General features: G+C 36.9%; 1 protein-coding gene. It reads left to right on the top strand.

The window, feature by feature from the left end:
* Positions 1–588 (top strand): hypothetical protein (locus E2980_RS23950; protein ID WP_205700028.1); only part of this gene is annotated, 588 nt, incomplete at its 5' end.
* Positions 589–808: the final 220 nt, after the last annotated feature.

Below are 808 nucleotides of genomic sequence, written 5' to 3'. Positions count from 1 at the left end.
GAACGTTATACGAAAGGACTGAAGAGCTGTTTGAAGTTCGTAAAAAAATATAAAGTACTTATTTCAATAGGTGTAGTTTTTTTCTTAACAGTTGCTTCTACACAATACTTAAAGCCGCATTATACTTACAGAATTATCGATAATGAACAAGCAATAAATAAATCAATAAGTAAGATGGTAGATCAACCGATTCAAATAAAACTAATGAAAGATATTGATAATAAACGAATCGTTCTGTTTACATTAGGTTCAGAAATAGGTGAATCTGTACTAACCAAAGGTTCAAATAATAAATTCAAACTAGATTCTACAGGTTATGGTTCAAATGAAGTCAGGTATAGAATTATTAATACAAATAAAGGTCAATACGTGAAATTCATAGGGAGGAATACAGATAACATCTCTAAGATACTCACAATTGTAGATGGAGAGAAATATTATTTATCAGTACTAGAGGCGGGCTATTTTATCTCATACGTGCCTTTAATTCAGAAGACTGAAAGTAACTTCCCATCAGGTTCCGTGTGGTATGACAATCAAGACAAAGAAATAATAAGAATCAACATATCTAAGGACTACATTCTGTGAGTTTTTCAAAGATGCCAGTCCCTTCGTATAACACAATATTCACGCATCGGGCCATTCGGCCCTCGGTCCGGACAGAAGGGTAGAAGTGGATTCGATTGATGTATATTCAGTAGCGGGGAAGCATAATCAGCCGGACACATCCGCACCGACTAACCGCATCGCGGCCGGCTCCTGACGGAGCCTTAAGTCGGTGGGACGTCGTGAATACGAGAACGTTATA

This window comes from Cohnella luojiensis (assembly GCF_004564235.1).
GTDB lineage: Bacteria > Bacillota > Bacilli > Paenibacillales > Paenibacillaceae > Cohnella > Cohnella luojiensis.
This window is presented reverse-complemented; position numbering and strand designations above follow the sequence as displayed.